Source organism: Deltaproteobacteria bacterium, assembly GCA_016223005.1.
Lineage (GTDB): Bacteria > Desulfobacterota > GWC2-55-46 > UBA9637 > GWC2-42-11 > JACRPW01.
Map to the genome: position 1 here is coordinate 1 of JACRPW010000025.1, position 17,417 is coordinate 17,417.

General features: G+C 39.9%; 14 protein-coding genes. 8 read left to right on the top strand and 6 right to left on the bottom strand.

The features are described from left to right. From nrfD to HZC45_02830, 5 genes are all read right to left on the bottom strand, one after another. Nucleotides 1-230, bottom strand: a 230-nt coding sequence (gene nrfD / locus HZC45_02810; protein MBI5682089.1) for a polysulfide reductase NrfD, incomplete at its 3' end; no start/stop codon positions are given. A gap of 16 nt (nucleotides 231-246) precedes the next feature. Then, the gene (locus HZC45_02815; GenBank protein MBI5682090.1) at nucleotides 247-1,110 is read right to left on the bottom strand and encodes a 4Fe-4S dicluster domain-containing protein; all 864 of its coding nucleotides are present in this window, start codon (nucleotides 1,108-1,110) and stop codon (nucleotides 247-249) included. A 14-nt stretch (nucleotides 1,111-1,124) separates the two neighbouring features. Further along, nucleotides 1,125-1,475, bottom strand: a complete 351-nt coding sequence (locus HZC45_02820; GenBank protein MBI5682091.1) for a hypothetical protein — start codon at nucleotides 1,473-1,475, stop codon at nucleotides 1,125-1,127. 256 nt (nucleotides 1,476-1,731) lie between these two features. Next, nucleotides 1,732-3,105 carry a sigma-54-dependent Fis family transcriptional regulator gene (locus HZC45_02825; protein ID MBI5682092.1) on the bottom strand — a complete coding sequence of 458 codons (1,374 nt, stop codon included), beginning with the start codon at nucleotides 3,103-3,105 and terminating at the stop codon, nucleotides 1,732-1,734. Further along, the gene (locus HZC45_02830) at nucleotides 3,102-4,691 is read right to left on the bottom strand and encodes a HAMP domain-containing protein (protein ID MBI5682093.1); all 1,590 of its coding nucleotides are present in this window, start codon (nucleotides 4,689-4,691) and stop codon (nucleotides 3,102-3,104) included. The genes HZC45_02825 and HZC45_02830 overlap by 4 nt, the downstream gene beginning before the upstream one ends. A gap of 331 nt (nucleotides 4,692-5,022) precedes the next feature. On the opposite strand from HZC45_02830, the gene HZC45_02835 reads away from it, so the two are divergent. From HZC45_02835 to selA, 8 genes are all read left to right on the top strand, one after another. Further along, nucleotides 5,023-6,147: an aminotransferase class V-fold PLP-dependent enzyme gene (locus HZC45_02835; GenBank protein ID MBI5682094.1), complete on the top strand. Its 1,125-nt coding sequence runs from the start codon at nucleotides 5,023-5,025 to the stop codon at nucleotides 6,145-6,147. Nucleotides 6,148-6,262: 115 nt separating this feature from the next. Then, entirely contained in the window at nucleotides 6,263-7,318 is a 1,056-nt protein-coding gene (gene tsaD / locus HZC45_02840; GenBank protein MBI5682095.1) for a tRNA (adenosine(37)-N6)-threonylcarbamoyltransferase complex transferase subunit TsaD, read from the top strand. A 38-nt stretch (nucleotides 7,319-7,356) separates the two neighbouring features. After that, nucleotides 7,357-8,229: a 16S rRNA (adenine(1518)-N(6)/adenine(1519)-N(6))-dimethyltransferase RsmA gene (rsmA, locus tag HZC45_02845; protein ID MBI5682096.1), complete on the top strand. Its 873-nt coding sequence runs from the start codon at nucleotides 7,357-7,359 to the stop codon at nucleotides 8,227-8,229. 35 nt (nucleotides 8,230-8,264) lie between these two features. Next, nucleotides 8,265-10,235, top strand: a complete 1,971-nt coding sequence (locus HZC45_02850) for a GDP-mannose 4,6-dehydratase (GenBank protein ID MBI5682097.1) — start codon at nucleotides 8,265-8,267, stop codon at nucleotides 10,233-10,235. After that, nucleotides 10,232-11,173 (top strand): NAD-dependent epimerase/dehydratase family protein, encoded by a 942-nt coding sequence (locus HZC45_02855; protein MBI5682098.1) that lies wholly within the window; start codon nucleotides 10,232-10,234, stop codon nucleotides 11,171-11,173. Before HZC45_02850 ends, HZC45_02855 begins: the two co-directional genes overlap by 4 nt. Continuing rightward, nucleotides 11,149-13,791 carry a CBS domain-containing protein gene (locus HZC45_02860; GenBank protein ID MBI5682099.1) on the top strand — a complete coding sequence of 881 codons (2,643 nt, stop codon included), beginning with the start codon at nucleotides 11,149-11,151 and terminating at the stop codon, nucleotides 13,789-13,791. Before HZC45_02855 ends, HZC45_02860 begins: the two co-directional genes overlap by 25 nt. Before the next feature lie 54 nt (nucleotides 13,792-13,845). After that, the gene (locus tag HZC45_02865; GenBank protein ID MBI5682100.1) at nucleotides 13,846-15,150 is read left to right on the top strand and encodes a UDP-glucose/GDP-mannose dehydrogenase family protein; all 1,305 of its coding nucleotides are present in this window, start codon (nucleotides 13,846-13,848) and stop codon (nucleotides 15,148-15,150) included. 82 nt (nucleotides 15,151-15,232) lie between these two features. After that, nucleotides 15,233-16,627, top strand: coding sequence for an L-seryl-tRNA(Sec) selenium transferase (gene selA / locus HZC45_02870; GenBank protein MBI5682101.1), 1,395 nt, complete (start codon nucleotides 15,233-15,235; stop codon nucleotides 16,625-16,627). Here the strand turns inward: selA and queC are convergent. After that, nucleotides 16,608-17,321: a 7-cyano-7-deazaguanine synthase QueC gene (queC, locus tag HZC45_02875; protein ID MBI5682102.1), complete on the bottom strand. Its 714-nt coding sequence runs from the start codon at nucleotides 17,319-17,321 to the stop codon at nucleotides 16,608-16,610. The genes selA and queC overlap by 20 nt on opposite strands. Between the last annotated feature and the right edge of the window lie 96 nt (nucleotides 17,322-17,417).

Here is a 17,417-nt window from a genome sequence, read left to right on the forward strand (position 1 = left end):
AGCGGCTTTCCAAGGTCCCATATAAGCACAACAGGGACTATCATGAGGAGGGCAATAGCGGTTACAGATGCATATATGGCTATCGGTTTATATCTTTTGATGCCAAATACCCATCCCAGACATGATATGACAAATGAACCTGCGCTAGCACCCACAAGCCAGAAATAACTTGTTATCGGCACCCCCCAGTTAACATGGTGAAAGGCATTCCATACAATCTCTTTTTCCATTTTTTATCTCCTTAACTTAGTGTCCCTTCCCGCTCTTTCCAAACAAGAGGGATATCTTTTCAGGTATCTCCTTTGCAAAGTTCCACTGGTTTCTCGCTATCTGCCTCCACATACCCCAAAATCCCGGGTCATTTTCAAACAGATCCCCGTGCTGGCCGCCTTTATGGTTTAATTTGAATGTATCAAACTCCTCTTTTATCTGTGCGTTTCTGTGTTCGGGCTCGTAACTTTCTTCAACATCCATATCCTCTAAACCGATGTAATAGACCTGAGGATATGTGCCTATCTCGTGCCTTAAAACTGTGGTAGGATATGTGGAAACAAGCCTATTTACCTCGCTATCAGGGTCGTTTATGTCTCCAAAGGTCATTGCCCCGCCCTCACAGGTAGATACACAAACAGGCGCCAAACCACGGGTTACCCTGAAGACACAGAAGTCACACTTATCTGCAACAAAAAATGGGTCATGCGGATTTGTTCTTGCCTCCGGCAGAAGGTGCCTAGCATTATAAGGACAGGCAATCATACATGACCTGCACCCTATACACCTGTTATATCTCTGAAGGACAAAACCGCTCTCGTGTTTATAGGTTGCCTGAACAGGGCATGCCCTGACACAGATTGGATAATCACAGTGATTGCATAATCTGGGGATGAACTGCCTGTGCACATGCGGGTATGTCCCCTTGTCAACAACCTTGACCCATGTCCTCCAGACACCCAGAGGCACATCATGCTCTACCTTGCATGCCACAGTGCAGGACATACACCCAATGCACCTCTGTAAATCCACTACCATAACATATCGCTTTTTCCCCGGCACACCTATAGACCGTGGATGCTGCAAACCGTATGAAGACTCTTTTACTTTTTCAGACATTCAGTGCCTCCCTTTCAAATCCTGGGGCGATTTGGGGACAGATTTAAAATCTGTCCAGGTTTTATTTCCTTATCTGTCAGCACCTTTTTTGAAGGTGAATATAACTTTACAGACACACCATTAGGGCTAAATGGTTTTCCTGTCTTTTTGTCATGAAAGACAAAGAGCAACTGATGGGTATTATTACCCTTATCTTCTTTAGTCTCTGCGCCAGAGAAGACTAAGGGATTATCAATAAAGGTTACACCCATGTTTACCACTACACCGCCGACACTTTGCTCATAGAAGGACTTTGCCCCTGATGAACATGAGATAATCGCCATGAAGACAAAAACAAAAAATATTTGCCGCAGATACTTATCCATTAAACCACTCCTTTTTACTGAAAAGGGATTGTAAGATTTTTTTCATTATACAGTAGCAGTAGCATGAAACATGCCAGATATTTGAGAAACGGGGTGAGAAATTGCCATATCAGGTAACTTTTTGGTTTTAAAAGATAATTTTTAATTTCTATATTGTAAGGCAAGATACGAGGGGTGTTTCTTAAAGAGTAAATAATTTACTTATGGGTGATATGACCCATAAAGAGTGGGTGATATGACCAATTTGAAGGGGAATTTAAGTTCTTATCCCAAACTTCTTTATCCTGTAGCGAAGTGTGTCCCTGCTCATTGAAAGAAGGGCTGCTGCCTTGCTCTGGTTTCCATGTGCAAGGTTTAATGCCTGTCTTATAAGACCCTCTTCTATTTTTTCTAAAGACACACCATCTTGAGAAAGAGGGATGTTAAGGGAACTGGGTGTATTAAAAGACACAGGACTGCCGTTCATCTCAATGGGCAGATGCTCTGGAAGAAGGGTATCCCCTGTCTCTAATATGCTTATCCTCTCTATAACATTCTTTAATTCCCTGACATTGCCAGGCCATGGATAATTTATGAGAAGTTCTGCGGCTTCCGGAGTTATCCTTTGTATCTTTCCTCTCAACTTCCTGTTAAATGCGTCTATAAAATATTTAGATAAAGGGATAATATCCTCTCTCCTTTCCCTTAGAGGGCAAAGTGAAACAGGTATGACCATAAGACGATAGTATAGGTCCTCCCGGAATTTACCATCTTTAACCAGCCTTGCAAGGTCTTTGTTGGTAGCGGCTATAATCCTGACATCTACAGATATATCTTTTGTCCCACCCAATCTTTTAAAGGTTTGTGTATCTATTACCTTGAGGAGTTTAGATTGCGCAGAGATGGGCATATCTCCTATCTCGTCCAGAAAGATTGAGCCTCCGTCAGCCAGTTCAAACAAACCCTTTTTCATTGCCTTGGCATCTGTAAAGGCGCTCCTTTCATGGCCAAAGAGTTCATTTTCCATCAGTATCTCTGGGATAGCAGTGCAGTTGATTTCTATAAAAGGCTTGTCCCCTCTTATACTCTGGTAATGCAATAACTTGGCAAACATATCCTTTCCTGTTCCGCTCTCCCCTTGAAAAAGGACACAAGAGGTATCGCTCTGGCATAATTTTTCCATCATCTTAAAAAGGTCTTGCATTACCTTGGATGTTCCAATTATATTATCAAAACCATACCTTTCCTTCTGCTCCCGCTTAATCCTTTGCACCTCTCTCTTTAGTTTGCTTGATTCAAGGACGTTTTTAAGGATGAGTGTTATCTGTTCTATGCCAAAAGGTTTTTCTATGAAGTCATACGCCCCAAGTTTCATAGCCTGAACCGCTGTAGTAACCATTCCATGAGCAGTAATTATAATAATCATGGCGTTTTCGTCAACCAGCCTTATCTTTTTTAAGACCTCTATGCCGCTCATACCTGCAAGTTTAAGGTCTAAAAGCACTGCGTCTGGAGTTTCTCTGGCATATACATCAACAGCCTCTTCACCTGTCTCACAGGTTAGGATATCAAAACCCCTTGATGCGAGATTTTTCTGAAGATAAAGACGAATAACCCTTTCATCATCTACAATTAATATCTTGTTTGTCAAATTGGCGCCCCTTTGCCCCCCATGCCCTTTACCGGCAGTCTTATGGTAAAGACACTGCCTTTACCATATTCGCTTGCAGCCTCTATCTTCCCGCCATGGGATTCTACAATCATTTTACTTATATATAAACCTAAACCTGTGCCTGTATGGTGAGTAGTAAAAAAAGGGAGAAATATCTTACTCATATTCTCGGGCAGGATACCATTGCCTGTATCTTTAAATCTTATCTCTACTAAAGGTGGATTTGTTTCTGTATTAAAATGGGTAGAGATGTGAAGTTTTCCATTCTCATTCATAGCCTGTATGGCATTTAAAGCCAGATTAATGAAAACCTCCTGAATCTTTTTCTCATCCACAAATATCTTTGGCAGATTATCCTCTAATTCCCTTGAAACTTCCACATTTCCTGACATTGCCTTTGGATTTATGAAGTCAACAGTCTTTATCAACACCATGTTAATATCCACTAACTCACTTAAATCATGGGGTATCTGGTCAGGCTTTGCAAAATCCAAAAGGTCCCTAACCGTCTTGTCCAGTCTATGTATCTGCTCTAATATGTCTTCAAAGACCTCTCTTCTGGTATCTGTATCTTCCCCATTATAATCATCCCTTAATGACTCAATGGCAAAACTTATGCCTGCAAGCGGATTTTTGATTTCGTGTGCCACACAGGTTGCCAATTCACCTACTGCCGCAAGTTTTTCTGCCTGCTCCATTTGCTTGTTATGGTATTCCTCTGCAATATTTTGAAGCCTTTGAATCTCTTTAATCCGCTTGGTAAGTTCAAGGTTTGCCTCCCCCACCCTAGCATAGGCATCCTCAAGCCTATCTATCATACTATTGAACTCATTTGCCAGAAAACTTATCTCAGCTCCGTCACCCACATTTACCCTTGTCCATCTCCCTGCTTCCACCTGATGAACACCTTCGGCAAGGGACATGATTGGCTTTGTGATAGTCCTGTTGAGGTAGAAGATGTAGAAAAGGGCGAAGGTCAAAACCAAGACAGTCCCAATTATCATAGTAATATCTACCTTCTCTACAGAATATCTGGTAGTTCCTATAACATCATTTAACTTTCTCCTGTCTATATCTGTCAAAAAATCAATAATATCTTCCCCTAACTTGTCCATCTCATACATAAGCCTCGCGGCTTCAGGATTGCCAATAGGGTTAGGAATAGAAAATATCTCCTCTGCCTTTTCTTTTAAGAGGTTGTAGTTCTTATTTATATCTTGATAAATTAAAAGACTCCCTGCAACAAGCGGCTGCCTATTTTTATCAAAAACTTTAACATTTTCTATCTCTTTAATAGTTCTTTGTACCTTTCTATCACTCTCTATGAACCTTTCTTTTTCTTTCTTGTCTCCAGAAATGATGTAGTCATTGGCAGGCATAAGGAGGTTCTGTGTGGATGTGACCATGTCATGTAAGGCATCTATCTCTTCAAACACCCTCTCTATATTATTAACACTTGAGGAGAGGATTAACCTGTCATATACGGCTATAGCGCCGACAAAGACCATGATGATAATACCCAAAAGATAGCCAAAAAGAAGCCTTGTCCTTATCTTAAAAGACATAGTAACCTCATAGTGCAGGAATAAACCATTTAGCCGTTAGTTCTAACGGCTAAAGCGCATTGAAAAGGTAATCAAAAATATTATCTCATAGAATATTCAGAAATTCAAGGCGGTAAATACCCAAATAAATACCCAAATACCCAAAATTACCCTTGAAAATATCTATAGAATCTGACTAAAAATACTGCTAAACTTATTGCCCATGGGAAGCCTCCTTTTGGGTTCTTTGTTTTTACTCAATTACATTTTATCTGTTGAGGCTTCCTTTTAACCCAAAAACAGACATTGATTTTTTGGGGTTTAAAAACTTTATTTTGGACAGATGTGAATTATGATATACCTTGACAATTCAGCCACATCATTTCCAAAACCCGAATCTGTTTATCAAAGGGTAGACTATATCTTGCGGAATATCGGGGGAAACCCTGGCAGAGGCAGTCACCGCATGGCGATTGGCGCCAGCCGGATCATATTTGAAACGCGGGAGTCTGCAGCAAGACTATTCAATATAAAAGATTCATCACGCATTGTGTTTACAAGAAATGCTACAGAGGCAATAAACCTTGCATTTAAAGGGCTGTTAAAGCCAAATGACAATGTTGTTACAACAAATATTGAGCATAATGCTGTATCAAAGACCTTAAGAAGACTTGAGGGACAAGGTATAAATGTTTCAAAGGTTTGTGCATCAAATAACGGATTTGTAAAACCGACTGACATTGAAAAGGCGATTACAAAGGATACAAGACTCGTATCTGTCACTCATGCCTCTAATGTATTCGGCGCAATACTTCCGATTGCAGAGATCGGTGCTATTTGTAAAAATAAGGGTGTGTTGTTTATGATAGATGCAGCACAAACAGCAGGGATAATAGATATTGATGCCCCGGCAATGAATATAGACATCCTTATTGCAACAGGTCATAAGGCTTTATTTGGTCCCCAAGGCACAGGTTTTTTATATATAAAGGAAGGGATAGAGCCGCTTCCTCTTGTGGATGGCGGACTTGGCGAGGCAGAGGACATAAGCGAGATACCAGATAGACTTGAGGCAGGAACAATGAATACACCGGGCATAGGGGGGCTTGGCGCAGGCATTGAATTTATTTTAAAAGAGGGTGTTGCTTGTATAAGAAAATATGAAGAAGGCATTGTAAAACAGATTATTCAAGGGCTGCAGGATTTAAAAGGTATAAGCATTATAGGGACGCTTGATGCAGATAAAAGGGTATCCCTTGTTTCGTTTAATATAGACGGCAAAGATCCTTTAGATGTCGGCTGCATACTGGATAATGAGTTTGGCATAATGACAAGGTGCGGAACTCACTGTGCATACGATGCACATAAAACTTTAGGCACATACCCATCAGGGGCTGTAAGGGTAAGCCCGGGGTATTTTAATACTGAAAAAGAGATAGAGGGGTTTTTAAGGGCAATAGGTGAGATAGTAAGATAAGAGGCAGAGAGTTCGTTGAAAAATGGTAAATAAATCTGTCCCCATTATTTCCCATTATTTCTGTCCCCATTATTTCCTAACCCTTAAACTCCATAACTCTTCAACTCTTAAACTTATGTTAATCCTCGGTATAGAATCTTCATGTGATGACATGGCTGCTTCAGTTGTTGAAAATGGCAGGAAAATACTTTCCAGTGTTGTTTCTTCTCAGGACGACATTCATAAAAAATACGGCGGCATTGTGCCTGAACTTGCGTCCCGCAGGCATATTGAGACAGTTATCCCTGTTACTAATGAGGCGCTCTTGCAGGCAGGTGTATCACTGCATGATATTGAAGGCATAGGTGTTACACAGGGACCAGGTCTTGTAGGCTCTATCCTTGTAGGACTTTCATTTGCAAAGGCAGTTGGCTATACAATGGATATACCTTTTGTTGGTGTTAATCATATTGAATCGCATCCAATGGCAGTGTTTCTGGAAGAAGTCAGAAGTCAGAAGTCAGAAGTCAGAAATGAAAATTCTAAAACTCTAAACTCTAAACTCCGAACTCCAGACTTTCCTTTTATCGCCCTTGTTGTTTCAGGCGGACATACCACGCTTTTAAAATTTAAGGATTTTGGAGATTATTCTATTATAGGTCAGACAAGGGATGATGCCGCAGGAGAGGCATTTGACAAGGTTGCAAAACTGCTGGGGCTTGGGTATCCTGGCGGCGGTGTAATTGATAGACTTGCAAAAGAAGGCAATCCTAAGGCAATAGAATTTACAAGACCGTATATGCCAGATACCTTTGATTTCAGTTTCAGCGGAATAAAGACAGCGGTATTGAACTATCTAAAAAAGGGGGTGGGAAATACAAAAACCACATCCAACATCCAAGATTTGGCTGCTTCATTTCAGGAGGCGGTAGTTGATGTGCTTGTTGAGAAATCAATCCGTGCATGCAAGCATAAAGATATAACCAACCTTGTTATATCAGGCGGTGTTGCATGTAATTCAAGGTTAAGGCAAAAACTATCAGAGGCAGCAAAGGCGGAAAATATAAACCTCTTTATTCCTCCTCCAAGATTATGCACTGACAACGGCGCTACTATAGCAGCGGCAGCGTATTACAAATTAAAAAAGGGCATGAGCGGAGACCTTTCAATGAATGCATATGCAAGTTTTTAGTAGGAAGGGCTGCGCCACCAAAAATGCGGATAAAAACGGTGGGCAGAGCCCTACAGACTAAAGGCGAAGGGTGTAAGGTGAAATTCAAAGACCTCTATAAATCCTACGGCATCTCACCCCGAAAAAGGTTTGGTCAGAACTTTCTTACAGACAAAAATATTGCAAATAAGATTGTCCGTCTGGCAGATATAAAGTCTGATGATGTGGTGTTAGAGATAGGTTCGGGTATCGGCGCCCTTACAGACCTTTTAGTAGAGACAGGCGCAAAGATTATTGCTGTTGAAATTGATAGAACCCTTTTTTCAATCCTTTCTGAAAGATTTTCTTGTAAAAAAAATATTAAGATATTGAATGATGATGCCCTTAAAATCTCATACAAAGACATGGCAGCAAGATTTGGGAAAAAACTAAAGGTTGTTTCAAACCTTCCCTACAATATATCAACTCCCATCCTCTTTAAATTTCTGGATGAAAGGCAAGCATTTTCAAGTCTTGTCTTGATGCTCCAAAAAGAGGTTGCAGAGAGGATTGCTGCAAAACCCTCATGCAAGGATTATGGTGTGTTGTCCGTCTTTGTCCAGATGTTTATGGGTACAAAGGTTGAGTTCAGAATCCCTCCCTCTGCGTTTTATCCAAATCCGAAGGTTTACTCTAGTGTTTTGATGCTTGATGTATTGGATGAGCCGAGGGCTAAAATAGATGATACTATTTTGTTCAAAAGCCTTGTTAATGCGGCATTCAATCAGAGGAGAAAGACCTTGTCAAATGCCCTTAAAGGGCTTGCTGTTCCTCACGATGTCATCGTAGAGGCATTGGGTGCAACGCGCATAGACCCCGGAAGACGGGGCGAAACCCTGTCAATAGAAGAGTTTGCAAGACTTTGTAATTGCTTGACCATGATAAAAAAATAGATTATAAGACAAAAGGTATTTGCGGAGGCAAATCTATGAAAATTCTTGTTACAGGCGGCGCAGGATTTATAGGCTCTCATCTATGTGAAAGGCTTTTGCATGATGGGCATGATGTAATATGCCTTGATAATTTCTTTACAGGCTCAAAAGAGAATATTGCCCATCTGATGAATAATCACAGGTTTGAACTCATAAGGCATGATATAATCCAGCCGATATTATTAGAGGTTGACCAGATTTATAACCTTGCATGCCCTGCATCGCCAATCCATTATCAATACAACCCTGTAAAGACTGTAAAGACAAGCGTTATGGGGATAATAAATATGCTCGGACTTGCAAAGAGGGTAAGGGCAAGGATTCTGCAGGCATCCACATCAGAGGTTTATGGCGACCCAAAGGTTCATCCCCAAAAAGAGGACTACTGGGGGAATGTGAACTGCATTGGAATACGTTCTTGTTTTTCAGAGGATACAGAAGTATTAACTTATGACGGTTGGAAATTATTTAAGGATTTAACCACAGCAGACAAAATTGCAACATTAACCAAAACACACAAACTGGAATATCATAAGCCTATTGAAATAATAAAGCAGAGATATGCAGGACAACTAATAGAGTTTAAGAATTTTCATTGCGATATCCTTGTTACTCCTAATCACAAGATGTATGCTAAAAAGAGAGGCGATTCCGGCAAATCAGAATTTCAGCTGCTTGAAGCATTTCAATCTATAAATTGGGAAAGAGCCAGAATGCTTAAAGTGACTGATTATGATTCTAATGATGTAGAATGGTTTTATTTTCCTAAAGATACAGACAGAAAAAATAGCAAAGCGCCCTTTGTTGAAAAGATAAAGATGGATGATTGGCTGGAATTTTTTGGTTATTTTATTACTGAAGGTTGTGTTTCTCCAAGAAAAAGAAAGAGATTTATAAATGGCAAAGAATATATTAACTATGATTATCGTGTTTTAATTGCTCAATCTAAAAGCAATGAAGAATATTGGAATAAAATTAAAAGATGTTTGAAGAGATTACCCTTTAATTTCGTGGAAAGTTATGACCACCAGTTTTGCATAACTAATAAACAATTAGCAAATTATCTAAAACAAATCGGAAAATCGCATGAGAAGTTTATTCCGAGAGAATTTTTAAATGTATCAAGAAGGCAATTAAAGATTTTATTCGAATCAATGATGCTTGGGGACGGCAGTAAAAACGGACAAATTTACTATAGTAATTCCTATAGACTAGTTAGTGATTTTCAGGAAATTTTATTTAAGATAGGATACGCAGGTAATATTGCATGCCATGATAAAAGAAAAAAAAATTGGCTTTATCAAATACACATTTTAAATCGTTTTAATACGAAATACAGAATGCCCTTTTATCCTGCCAGAACAATAAAAGAGTATGATGGTTATGTTTATTGTGTAAATGTGCCTAATCATATTATATTTGTCAGACGTAATGGTAAGGCTCTCTTTTGCGGTAACTGTTACGATGAGGGAAAAAGGGTTGCTGAGACCCTTATGATGGACTATCACAGGCAGAACAAAGTTGATATACGACTCGTCAGGATATTTAATACATACGGGCCCCGCATGGCTTTTAATGACGGCCGTGTGGTGTCAAACTTTACACTTCAGGCATTAAGAGGAGATGATATAACAATATACGGTAACGGCACCCAAACCCGTTCATTCTGCTTTGTATCTGATTTGGTTGACGGCATAATTAAGATGATGAATCAGGATGGTTTTACAGGTCCGGTAAATATGGGCAACCCTGAGGAATATAAAATCATTGCTCTGGCTGAGAAGATAAGAAAAATTACAAAGAGCAGGTCAAAAATAGTCTTTAAACCGCTGCCGCAGGATGACCCTTTACAGAGGCAGCCGGATATAACCATTGCAAAGGAAAGACTGGGATGGCAGCCTAAAGTTAATGTGGACAAGGGTCTGAAACTAACAACGGAAGATTTTAAAAGGAGATTTACAAGATGAGAATCCTTGTTACAGGCGGCGCAGGTTTTATAGGCTCTAATATAGTGGATGAATATGTTAGGGACGGGCATGATGTTCTTGTCATAGATGACCTTTCAACAGGTAAGGAGAAAAATATAAATTCAGACGCAACATTTCATAAAATCAGTATATGTGATGAGGCTATAGAAAATATTTTTAAAGAATTTAAGCCTGATGTAGTTAATCACCATGCAGCACAGATGGATGTGAGAAAATCAGTAGAAGACCCTGTATTTGATGCAAGGACAAATATAATCGGCATGTTAAACCTTTTGGAGAACTCAAAGAGATGCGGAGTTAAAAAGGTTATATTTGCCTCTACAGGCGGCGCTGTATATGGTGAACAGGAAAGATTCCCTGCAGATGAGAAACATCCAACAATGCCACTTTCCCCTTATGGTGTTTCAAAACTCGCAGGAGAAAAATATCTGTATTATTATAAGGCTAACTTCGGCATAGATTACTGCATATTAAGATATGCAAATATTTATGGTCCAAGACAGGACCCTCACGGAGAGGCTGGGGTTGTTGCAATATTCATCCAGAAGATGCTTAAAGGTGAGCAGCCGATAATCAATGGAGACGGCAAACAGACAAGGGACTTTGTGTTTGTTAAAGATGCTGCGGATGCGAATATAAAGGCGCTCTCATTTAGCGGCAGCGATGTATTTAATATCGGGACAGGCATAGAAGCAGATGTAAATTATATTTTTAATGAACTGGCAAGGTTTGCAGGGGTCCATTGTAAAGAGGTTCATGTCCCAGCAAAGGATGGAGAGCAGAGAAGGAGTGTTATAGATGCAGCAAGGGCAGAAAAGGTGCTTGGCTGGAAACCGCAGGTGCCTCTTAATGAAGGTTTAAAAGAAACCGTTGAATATTTTAAAAACATATCATGCAGGTCATCACATCTCACATAAATGCAGATTTTGATACCCTTGCTTCAATGCTTGCTGCAAGGAAACTCTATCCTGAAGCAGTCCTTGCATTCCCCGGCTGCCTTGAAAAAAATTTGAGGGATTTTTTTGAAAAACCTATCTCCAGAATATTTGAATATGTAAAGGCAAAAGATATTGATATAGATAAGATTAAAGAGCTTATAATAGTTGATATGAGACATAAGAAGGGAATAGGCAGATTTGCAGAGATTGTTGAAAAACCCGGTATAGTTATCCACATCTACGACCACCATCCAAAATCGCCTGATGACATACACGGCTTAAAAGAATTTACAATGCCTTATGGCTCAACCACTACAATACTTGTCCATATTATAAAAGAAAAAGATATTCCATTAACACCTGATGAGGCAACGATTATGATGCTTGGCATATATGAAGATACAGGCTCCCTTACATTTATATCAACTACTGAAAAGGACTATGAGGCGGCTGCATTCCTCCTGTCAAAAGGCGCAAACTTAAATATTGTTTCAGATATGATTAAGACAGAACTCTCGGCAGAACAGGTGTCCCTCCTGAATGACCTCCTGCAGTCTGCTGTAACATATGTAATTAACGGTATTGAGGTGGTAATTGCAGAGGCATCTTCAGATACATATGTGGGGGACATTGCTGTTCTGGTTCACAGACTGAAGGATATTGAAAATATCAATTGTCTGTTTGCACTTGTGAGGCTTGAAGACAGGGTGCATCTTGTTGCCAGAAGCAGGATAAAAGAGGTCAATGTGGGTGAGGTGGCTGCACTCCTTGGCGGCGGCGGGCATCCTACCGCGGCATCATCTACGTTCAAGGATATAACCATTGTGGAGGCAAAGGAAAGATTGGTAGCAGCATTAAAGGAAAAGGTGGTGCCGAAGCGTCTGGCAAGGGATATGATGTCTCTACCACCCATTACAATATCTTCAGAATCAAATATGGAAGATGCAAGGGATTTACTTGTCCGATACGGCATAAATGCCATACCTGTTATGAAAGGTGAAAAACTTATAGGTATTATTACTCGTCAGGTTATTGAAAAGGCAATATATCACGGTTTTAGAGATTTACCTGTAACAGAATATATGACAACTGATTTTAAGACTGCTGCACTTACCTCATCTGTTTCAGAGGTTCAGGAGGCAATAATTAGTTATCGCCAGAGGCTTCTGCCTGTTATCCAAGATAATCAACTTATAGGTGTGATAACCCGAACAGATGTTTTGAGGGCAATGCACGAGGATGTGATGGAAAAACCGTGTTTAATTGCGGATGAGTATACGAGAAGACGCAAGTTTGTTTCAAAACTTATACACGAGGTGCTGCCTGAAAGGATTTATAATATCTTAAAAGATGCAGGTCATATTGCTGAAGACATAGGTTTCAATGTCTATGCGGTTGGTGGTTTTGTCCGTGATTTAATAATGCGGCATAAAAACCTTGATATTGACATAGTTGTAGAAGGTGATGGTATCCGGTTCGCAAATGAATTTGCAAAGAGATTTAACTTAAGGGTCAGAACCCATGAAAGATTCTCTACAGCAGTGGTTGTATTTCCTGATGGTTTTAAGATTGATATTGCAACAGCAAGGCTTGAATATTATGAAATGCCCGGTGCCCTTCCAACAGTAGAACTTTCATCCATAAAACTTGACCTGTATAGGAGGGATTTTACTATAAATACATTAGCCATAGCCCTTAATCCGAAAAATTTTGGTGAACTAAAGGATTTTTTTGGCGCCCAAAGGGATATAAAGGAAAAGGCAGTAAGGGTATTGCATAACTTAAGCTTTGTTGAAGACCCCACAAGGGTATTCAGGGCAATCAGGTTTGAACAGAGATTCGGTTTTAAAATAAGCAGGCATACTCAAAATCTTATAAAGAATGTTGTGAAACTGGATGTATTTCAGAGGGTAAGCGGGAAAAGGATATTAGAGGAGACAATAGCAATCATTGGAGAAGATACCTACACATCTGCTATAAGACGAATGAAGGAACTGGATATTTTAAAATTTATTCATCCTAATATAGTTATGGATAAAGATATAGAGGCGATTCTTGAAAGGGGGGAATATGTTATATCATGGTATAAACTGTTATATCTGGATGAAAAGATAGAAAAATGGCTAGTAATATTTTTACTCCTGACAGACAGGTTAAAAAACGATGATTTTCTCTCTTTGTGTAAGAGGCTTAATATAGAAGGCAAATATAGATTAAGAATTATCAATGCAAGAAACGACGCAGTAATGGCATTAAATAATCTACAAATGCAGGTGTCAGCAGGGCGGGAAGGTATAAGAGGCAGCGAAGTCTACAGGATTTTAAAGCCTCTGCCAATGGAGAACATACTTTATATAATGACAAGGTCAAAAATAGAAGATGTTAGAAAAATAATATCAAACTACATAACACATCTTAAGGATTTAAAGACAATCCTTACAGGCAATGATTTAAAAGAAATGGGTTTGATAGAAGGGCATATCTATTCGGAGATCCTTGATAAACTTCTGGGAAAGAAACTGGATGGAGAGATTAAGACAAGGGAAGATGAGATTGGTCTGGTTAAGAAGGAGTTGCAGCCCAAAAATAGACATTGATTTTTGGGGCTGTATATTTATAATGCCAAATAAATCATTGGAGGGTATGTATTTATGAATATCTGTGTTGTGGGGACAGGATATGTGGGTCTTGTTACAGGCACATGCTTTGCAGAGTTTGGCGTGAATGTTACATGCGTTGATAAAGATAAGGGCAAGATAGACATGCTTAAAATAGGCAAGGTTCCTATATATGAACCCGGCCTTGAAGAACTTGTTGCCAAAAATACAAGGGAGGGAAGGCTGTCTTTTTCTACTGACCTTGCAGAGGGTATAAAAAAATCCCTTGTTATATTTATTGCTGTTGGAACACCGCCAAAAGAGGACGGCTCTGCAGATTTACAGTATGTTGAGGAAGTGGCAAGAACTATAGCAAATAACATGAACGGCTATAAGGTCATTATTACAAAATCTACTGTGCCTGTTGGCACAGGCAAGTTAATTGAAGATATTGTCAGAAAAAAACTAGGCAGCGAAAATCAGTTTGATGTAGTTTCAAACCCTGAATTTTTAAGAGAGGGTTCGGCAATAGAAGATTTCATGAGACCTAACAGGATTGTAATTGGCGCAAGAAGTCAGCAGGCTATTGCAATACTAAAAGATCTGTATTCACCCTTATATCTCTTTGAGACACCGTTTATAATAACTGATATAGAAACCGCTGAACTTATAAAGTATGCATCCAATGCATTTCTTGCCACAAAGATTTCGTTCATAAATGAGGTGGCAAATATCTGTGAAAGGGTTGGTGCGGATGTGCATATGGTCGCAAAGGGCATGGGGCTTGACAACAGGATAGGTTCTAAATTCCTTCATCCCGGTCCCGGATTCGGAGGTTCATGTTTTCCAAAGGATACAATGGCAATAACAAATATAGCGAAGACGCACGGATATACCTTTGAAATAGTTGAGGCTGTATTAAGGGTGAATGAGAGGCAAAGAGATATTATGGTGGAGAAGATTAAAGATATGCTGCAGTGTTTAAAAGGCAAGACCATTGGTATTTTGGGACTATCATTCAAGCCAAATACAGATGACATCCGCGAATCTCCAGCCATTGATATTGTAAAGAGGCTCCTGAATGAGGGGGTAAATATAAGGGCATATGACCCTGCTGCAATGGAGGAGGCAAGAAAATTTTTTGGTAATAAAATAATTTGTTGTAAAGATGCCTATGATGCGGCAGATGGAAGCGATGCCATTGTAATACTTACAGAATGGAACCAGTTCAGAAAACTTGATATGGGAAAGATAAAAGGGCTTTTAAAATCGCCTATTCTGATAGATTTAAGAAATGTTTATAATCCGCAGGCACTGATGGATAAAGGGTTTATCTATGCAGGGGTCGGTAGAAGATAGGCAGATGGCAAAGGGCAAAAGGCAAGAGGCTAAAGGCAAAAAGCGAAAAGTTGAAAGCCTTCAGCCTTCAGCCGCAAAAAGTATGCTTTTTGCCCTTCAGCCTTTGATGAGACAACTCCCATCCATTGATAAAGTGCTGCAAAGTGAAGGATTAAAAGATGCCATTAAAGTCTATTCAAGACAGTTTGTTGCTGATGTGGTGAGAGAGGTGCTGGAGGGGTTGAGGAAGGAAATAAAAGTCAGGAGTCAGGAGTCAGGAGTCAGGAGTCAAAAAATAGAAACATTAGTTAGACAAAGGATTGAACAGAAACTAAAACCTTCTTTGAAAAAGGTCATAAACTTATCAGGAACAATCCTCCATACAAACCTCGGCAGGGCGATACTTTGTGATGAGGCTGTAGAGGCAATCAGGACAGCAGCAGCAAATCCTGTAAATCTTGAATTTGATGTTGAACTGGGTGAGAGGGGTGACAGGGACAGCCACATTGAAAGCCTTATTTGTTATCTTACAGGCGCAGAGGCAGCAACCGTAGTAAATAATAACGTTGCTGCTGTGTTTCTTACGCTGAACACCCTTGCAGAAGGCAGGGATGTTGTAATCTCAAGGGGTGAACTGGTTGAGATAGGCGGTTCATTCAGGATACCTGATGTTATTAAAAAGAGTGGATGTAATCTTGTTGAGGTAGGCACAACAAACAGGACGCATCATGAAGATTATACAAATGCCATAAACCCAAATACTGCATTTCTTCTCAAGGCACATACAAGCAATTACCGCATAATAGGTTTTGCGTCCTCTGTTCCATTAAAAGAACTTGTAAGTATCGGCAGAAAACACAGTCTTCCTGTTATAGAGGATTTAGGCAGCGGTTCTCTTGTTGACATTTCCATGTTCGGTCTTCCAAAAGAGCCTGTTGTAAGGGAGAGTATTGAAGCAGGCGCTGATGTTGTAACATTCAGCGGCGATAAACTCCTCGGAGGACCTCAAGCAGGGATAATTGTTGGCAAAAGAGATTTCATCAAACGGTTAAGAAATAACCCATTAAAAAGGGCGCTGAGGCTTGACAAACTTACAATTGCAGGGCTTGAGACAACACTGAAATTATATCTCAATATTGAGACCCTCCCGCAGAAACTTCCAATCTTGAGGTTTTTAACCCGTCCTGTTTCAGATATAGAAAAGACTGCAAAAGATGCTGCAAATCTTCTAAAAAACCATATGAATGGTTTTGAAATAAATATTGAAGATAGTTGTTCCCAGATAGGCAGCGGCTCCCTTCCTGAAGAAACCATACCCACAAAGGTCATTTCTATAACCCACAAGAATATATCCCCTGAAAAGATATTTGATATGTTTCTGAAAAGCACACATCCCATCCTTGGCAGAGTCTATAAGGGGAAGTTTCTGCTGGATATGCGGATGATAGAGGATACAGGGGATTTAGAGATTCAAAAACTTAACTTAAATCCTGCGTGAAAATTTCATACTCTATCATGTCCTGAATACCCGCCTCTCTAAAGCCTTTTAGCCTGAGTCTGCATGAATCACACACACCACATGCCTTTATCTCATTTTTATAGCATGACCATGTGAGATGGAATGGCGCCCTTAGTTCAATGCCCTTTTTAACTATTGCTGATTTTTTTATGTGGATAAGCGGAGTAATTATCTCTATTTTTGTTTCAGGTTTTGTTCCGGCATCTATTGCCTTTTCAAATGCCTCGTAAAAGATTTCTCTGCAGTCAGGATAGCCTGAACTATCCTCCTCCACAGCGCCAATATAAATCCTTTTTGCTTTAATAACCTCTGCCCATGATACCGCAATAGAAATGAGATGTGCATTTCTGAAAGGGACATAGGTGGTGGGGGTGGAGAGTGGAGGGTGGAGGGTGGAAAGTGGAGAAGTGGCAACCTTTATAGTTTCATCTGTCAGTGCAGACCCGCCGATTTTTTTGAGATAGGCAATATCAACTATAAGCCGTTTTTCCACATTATAAAAATCCGCAATGTCGTTGAATGCCTTTAATTCTCGTGTCTCGGTTTTCTGTCCGTAATTCACATGCAGAAATGCAAGTTCGTTCTCAAGACTTGCAATGGCAGCAGCAACAAGACTGTCCATTCCACCGCTGACAAGGACTATACAAAGTGGTTTAGAACCTGCTTTATTCATTTTTCCCCGCCTTTCTCGCCTTTCTCGCATCTTACATATATCATAATGCCGTATGATTGCCCATGAAAAACTCAAAAAACCAGAGGAAACAGGTTC

Excerpts from the sequence above, each read along its gene's own strand:
- HZC45_02865 (MBI5682100.1), top strand. The coding sequence starts at position 13,846 with ATGAATATCTGTGTTGTGGGGACAGGATATGTGGGTCTTGTTACAGGC.
- HZC45_02850 (MBI5682097.1), top strand. The coding sequence starts at position 8,265 with ATGAAAATTCTTGTTACAGGCGGCGCAGGATTTATAGGCTCTCATCTA.
- HZC45_02855 (MBI5682098.1), top strand. The coding sequence starts at position 10,232 with ATGAGAATCCTTGTTACAGGCGGCGCAGGTTTTATAGGCTCTAATATA.
- HZC45_02860 (MBI5682099.1), top strand. The coding sequence starts at position 11,149 with ATGCAGGTCATCACATCTCACATAAATGCAGATTTTGATACCCTTGCT.
- HZC45_02830 (MBI5682093.1), bottom strand. The coding sequence starts at position 4,691 with ATGTCTTTTAAGATAAGGACAAGGCTTCTTTTTGGCTATCTTTTGGGT.
- HZC45_02820 (MBI5682091.1), bottom strand. The coding sequence starts at position 1,475 with ATGGATAAGTATCTGCGGCAAATATTTTTTGTTTTTGTCTTCATGGCG.
- selA (MBI5682101.1), top strand. The coding sequence starts at position 15,233 with ATGCTTTTTGCCCTTCAGCCTTTGATGAGACAACTCCCATCCATTGAT.
- HZC45_02815 (MBI5682090.1), bottom strand. The coding sequence starts at position 1,110 with ATGTCTGAAAAAGTAAAAGAGTCTTCATACGGTTTGCAGCATCCACGG.
- HZC45_02835 (MBI5682094.1), top strand. The coding sequence starts at position 5,023 with ATGATATACCTTGACAATTCAGCCACATCATTTCCAAAACCCGAATCT.
- tsaD (MBI5682095.1), top strand. The coding sequence starts at position 6,263 with ATGTTAATCCTCGGTATAGAATCTTCATGTGATGACATGGCTGCTTCA.
- queC (MBI5682102.1), bottom strand. The coding sequence starts at position 17,321 with ATGAATAAAGCAGGTTCTAAACCACTTTGTATAGTCCTTGTCAGCGGT.